The organism is Planktothrix sp. FACHB-1355 (genome assembly GCF_014748295.1).
Lineage (GTDB): Bacteria > Cyanobacteriota > Cyanobacteriia > Cyanobacteriales > Aerosakkonemataceae > Aerosakkonema > Aerosakkonema funiforme_A.
This window is the reverse complement of record NZ_JACJUP010000562.1, coordinates 1-4,351: the sequence shown is the minus strand read 5'-3', so window position 1 is coordinate 4,351 and position 4,351 is coordinate 1. Positions and strand designations below refer to the sequence as shown.

Genomic DNA, 4,351 nt, shown 5'->3' with positions numbered 1-4,351 from the left:
ACATCCTACCAACAGCGATCTCCCGATTTCGCCACTGCTTTCCCAATATCACCATCAGTATTACTGAAAACGACACTTTCCCAAGTATCGAACAAGCTTTGCGGGAAGGTTATGCCGATATTGGTTTCACCTATTTACCCACCAGCAATGAATTTGAAACTTGGGAAATTCTGCGAGATGATTACATTCTACTGCTGCCACCAACAACTAAATTGAGAAATAATCAAGTTACTTGGCAAGAATTAGCTAAATATCCATTAATTGTCAGTTCCATACCTCCCTGCAATGCCTTGACTCGCAAATGTTTGTCCATTACAGAATACCCCCTCAATATTGCTTACGAAATCAGGGAAGATTCAACCATTGTCAGCATGGTTCAACAAGGTTTGGGAGCTGCTATTCTCCCTCGTCTTGCTGCCGAACCCGTACCCCCCGGTGTGGGAGTGTGCAGTTTGCCGGCACATTTAGAAAGGGTAATTGGGGTAGCTATTTTGGCAAATGCGCTTCATTCTCCAGCAGTTTATGCGTTTTTAGATGCGCTTAGGAATACGGGTCGATTTGCTGAAAAAACTGCTGTATGATGGGAAAGGATAGGTGGCGATCGCACCAATCAAAATTCTATCTTATCTGTTGTTTAAACCTAAATCAAAAATCAAATTTTATGTTATATAATACAAATAGGTAGAATTCGCTCGTTGCTAGCTAATCATAACTATAATGTCTGTAGCGCTTAAGAATTGGACTATTATGAAAAGTGCATTGGATATCGCTCGGTACTTTCTGTACCGTGTCGATCGAGATGCAGGCGATACAATTTCTCCTCTCAAGCTTCAAAAACTTGTCTATTATGCTCAGGCTTGGAGTTTGGTACTGCGAGATAAGCCAATTTTTCAGGAGGATATTCAGGCTTGGGTTCATGGGCCTGCTGTATATGAAGTTTGGGACGCCTATAAAGATTTCCGACATGGAGCTATTCCAGAACCGCAAGAAGAACTACCAGAATTTGAAGAAGACGAACTGGAAGTACTTGAGGAAGTTTGGACTGCTTATGGGGAATTGAGTGCCAAACGACTTGAAGACTTGACTCATTCAGAAGCTCCTTGGATTAATGCTCGTAAGGGTTTAGAGCCTGCCAAAAAATCATCAAATGTTATATCGCATGAGGATATGAAAGCTTATTACACCTCTTTTTTGGAGGAGTAGTGGGAAAGTCTCGTATAAAAAAGCCTTCAGGAGCAAGTTCCTCACGCAAAATTCCTGAGTCAGCTTTGGCTCATCCAACAAGCTCGGAGAACGCAGACGAACAACACCCTAGCTTTAGGTTTGAGCATACTGATGAAAATCGCTGGCGTTTATCGGAGTGGCAACCATCAGAAATTGAGGATTTGATACGAGCGCTAAAAAAAATCGAGAGATACACATGGGCGCAAATAAAAAGCCAAGGCTCGAAACAACGTGGGGGTTCTGTAGGCTGCGGATATAAGCTAATTACCAATCATCCAAAGCTACCTGAAAGCGTCAGCGATGATGTTAAACTTTCGGAAATGCGGGTTGATGAAAGAAAGCGTATTTTTGGTTTTCGCGTTGGTTCCGTTTACTACATTGTGTGGTTTGACAGAGACCATAGTGTGTGTCCAGAGTGATAAGTCAATGGAAGAGCTATAAGTATTCAAACAGACATGATATTAGACTTCATTAAAATACTCCGGATATCGTACAGTACCGCTGATATTTTTCAGTGCGTCGGGTTGAAGTTCCAGCACCATAAACGCTTCATCGGGAACTGGAAAAGGTGCTTGCACGCCGAATTCGCTAGCTGTCTGGAAACCAAAACGGCGATAATATTGCGGTTCGCCAAGAACGACAACTATACTGTGATTTAATTCCCGACATTTTGATAAACCAGTATGTACCAACTGGGTGCCAATACCTTGACGCTGATGTGCAGGTGTGACGGCTAAGGGTGCGAGTGCGATCGCGCTACTTATCTGTCCTTGTGCTTCAATAGTAATAGGACTGAATAAAATGTGACCCAGCACATTTTCATTCTGTTTTGCGACGATCGAGAGTGCGGGAATGAAATTCGGAGAGTTGCGGATCGTTTCTACGAGTTGGGCTTCATTTGGACGACCGAAAGCAGCTGTCACTACTTTCCGAATTTTGACTGTATCGTTGTTTGTTTCGCTCGAAAAATTGACCATAATATTATGCTTGCACAAACCTAATTTTTGAGGTAAATATGACTTCACAACCTGTTTTAAATATACCGCGATCGCCCTTAGATGGAGCGATCGAAATTGTCGCCGTTGCCGGAATTGCGTTTAACCTCATATACCTCATCGTTAATTGGGCTGCCATGCCCGATATTATTCCCATTCATTTTGATGTGTTTGGCAAGGTAGATTCGATGGGTAGCAAGTTGACTATCTTGCTTTTTCCGAGCCTCAGCCTATTGTTTTATATCTTGTTGACAGTAGTAAATCGGTTTCCCCATACATTTAATTATCCTGTACCGATAACAGAGCAAAATGCTTACAGACAATATGAGATAGCTTTACGTCTGATGAAATGGATGAAAATGCAACTAATCTGGTTATTTGCATTTATTGAATGGCAAATTATCCAGGCAGCAATACGGAAAGAGTTTGTGCTGAATATAGGATTTTTGTTGGTGATTATTTTGGTTATTTTTGCCACTGTGGGGTATTATCTCTGGCAAGCATATCAGAATCGATGATGCACCGCATTTTGGGCACGACCGGAAGGTGCGTTACGCAGAAGCTAACGCATTCTACGTTACTTGGTGGGCAGTGCCCACCCTACGCTAAAAAAACTGCCAATTGAAAAAGCTGCACACAACCTGCGTCAGATAAAAAGGACTGTAGCACGATCGAACTGTAGATTAGTGCATTCGGTATCTGACCGTTTCTGATATGGAAAGCAAACTAACTGCCTTACCAGAAGATTTACAGGTAGTTCCCGTCCAGTCTGGGATTAACTATTTAGAAAAGCCGCCAGTCAATGTCCTCCTACTCAAAGAGTTGCATCGCATCGGCAGCCATCACTATCGGTTAGCGATATTTATCTTTTTCTATATAATTGCCGTTGGTGGTATATTTCTGCTAGTGGAGGCGATCGCAACTCCTTGGCGCTACATTGCCTGTCTGCCATTGTACCTTCTCGCGGCTGCTTCTTTACACGGTATCAGCTTATTTACACATGAAGGAGTGCATGGCGTACTATCAAATCACCCACATTGGAACAGAATTTTAAGTATCCTGTGCGCTTTGCCAGTACTGCAAAACTATTCAGCTTACAAAGTCCTACACCTCAAGCATCACAAGGATTTAGGTTTAGAAGGCGATCCCGATCGTTACAAAAATTATACCCAGTGGAACTGGTTGGTCTTCCTGATGTACTGGGGAAGGTTGTTAATTGGCTATCCAGTATATATCATCGCAATTCCGATATTGGGATTTCGCCAAGGTCAGAGAAAAGATCGAATTTGTATTGCGATCGAACTGGCTTTGCTGGGATTGTTGGTAACGGCAGTTTTCCTATCCCCCATTCCCAAGTGGCTACTAATTCAAGCTTGGCTGATTCCCATGTTATTTATTAACACAATGGTCAACATTCGCGGGATGAGTCAACACACTTTATTAGAAGACGAATCGGATCTAATTAGAGGTACGCGCACTATTCTTACCAATCCCGTCACCCGATTCTTTATGTGTAATGAAAACTATCATTTAGAACATCACTTATATCCAGCAGTACCTTGGTACAATTTACCGCGTTTGCATCAGGAACTCAAACAAGAATTAACATTGCGCGGCGCACCTTACATCTCTTCCTACTTCGCCTTTGTGCGCGATTTCATCATGGCCAGTTTTCGCCGCACCAAAGTCGGTAGCGTTGCGATCGGGGAGCGGGGGAGAAAATGTTCGTAGACTCAGATCTTGCACCAGGGTAATCACCTTAGTTTCTTGCCAATTAAATTTTTACCACAGATGAAGACAGATGAACACAGATGAACACAGATAAGAGTGCGATTTTTTTAGGCAACCATGCAACCGGACATCAGATGAGTAGATAAACTTTTGCCTAGAGATTCCAAAAGAGCCAGATTTATTGAAGTGGAGGTCAATTATGCAAATATTAGAAGACAAACCTTTTGCCATTGAAGATTTTCCGATCGCACCCTCCCTAATTTGGGAAGATTTAATCGCCATTCCCACCTTAGAAGCCGCCGTGTTGCGGGTAGCAGCAGTTTACGATTTTCGTCGCCATCCTTATATAATCTGGATGCAAAGCAACTCCACATCCCGCGACGCTTTTCGCCGCAGTCAAT

General features: G+C 42.8%; 7 protein-coding genes. 6 read left to right on the top strand and 1 reads right to left on the bottom strand.

Annotation, left to right across the window (positions count from 1 at the left end; genetic code table 11):
• From H6S82_RS20665 to H6S82_RS33670, 3 genes are all read left to right on the top strand, one after another.
• Nucleotides 1-581 (top strand): LysR family transcriptional regulator substrate-binding protein (locus H6S82_RS20665; protein WP_191056635.1); only part of this gene is annotated, 581 nt, incomplete at its 5' end.
• A 136-nt stretch (nucleotides 582-717) separates the two neighbouring features.
• A complete protein-coding gene (locus H6S82_RS20660; RefSeq protein ID WP_242057046.1) occupies nucleotides 718-1,203 on the top strand; it encodes a type II toxin-antitoxin system antitoxin SocA domain-containing protein in 486 nt (161 codons plus the stop codon).
• A complete protein-coding gene (locus H6S82_RS33670; RefSeq protein ID WP_242057045.1) occupies nucleotides 1,203-1,643 on the top strand; it encodes a hypothetical protein in 441 nt (146 codons plus the stop codon). Before H6S82_RS20660 ends, H6S82_RS33670 begins: the two co-directional genes overlap by 1 nt.
• Before the next feature lie 42 nt (nucleotides 1,644-1,685).
• On the opposite strand, the gene H6S82_RS20650 is transcribed toward H6S82_RS33670, so the two are convergent.
• A complete protein-coding gene (locus H6S82_RS20650; protein ID WP_190464567.1) occupies nucleotides 1,686-2,201 on the bottom strand; it encodes an N-acetyltransferase in 516 nt (171 codons plus the stop codon).
• 38 nt (nucleotides 2,202-2,239) lie between these two features.
• Here H6S82_RS20650 and H6S82_RS20645 point away from each other — a divergent pair, with 38 nt between their 5' ends.
• The 3 genes from H6S82_RS20645 to H6S82_RS20635 all read left to right on the top strand — a co-directional run.
• Nucleotides 2,240-2,737, top strand: coding sequence for a DUF1648 domain-containing protein (locus tag H6S82_RS20645; RefSeq protein WP_190464568.1), 498 nt, complete (start codon nucleotides 2,240-2,242; stop codon nucleotides 2,735-2,737).
• A 196-nt stretch (nucleotides 2,738-2,933) separates the two neighbouring features.
• A complete protein-coding gene (locus H6S82_RS20640; protein WP_190464569.1) occupies nucleotides 2,934-3,950 on the top strand; it encodes a fatty acid desaturase in 1,017 nt (338 codons plus the stop codon).
• Nucleotides 3,951-4,149: 199 nt separating this feature from the next.
• The coding region (locus H6S82_RS20635) for a hypothetical protein (protein WP_199317925.1) at nucleotides 4,150-4,351 on the top strand (202 nt) is incomplete at its 3' end.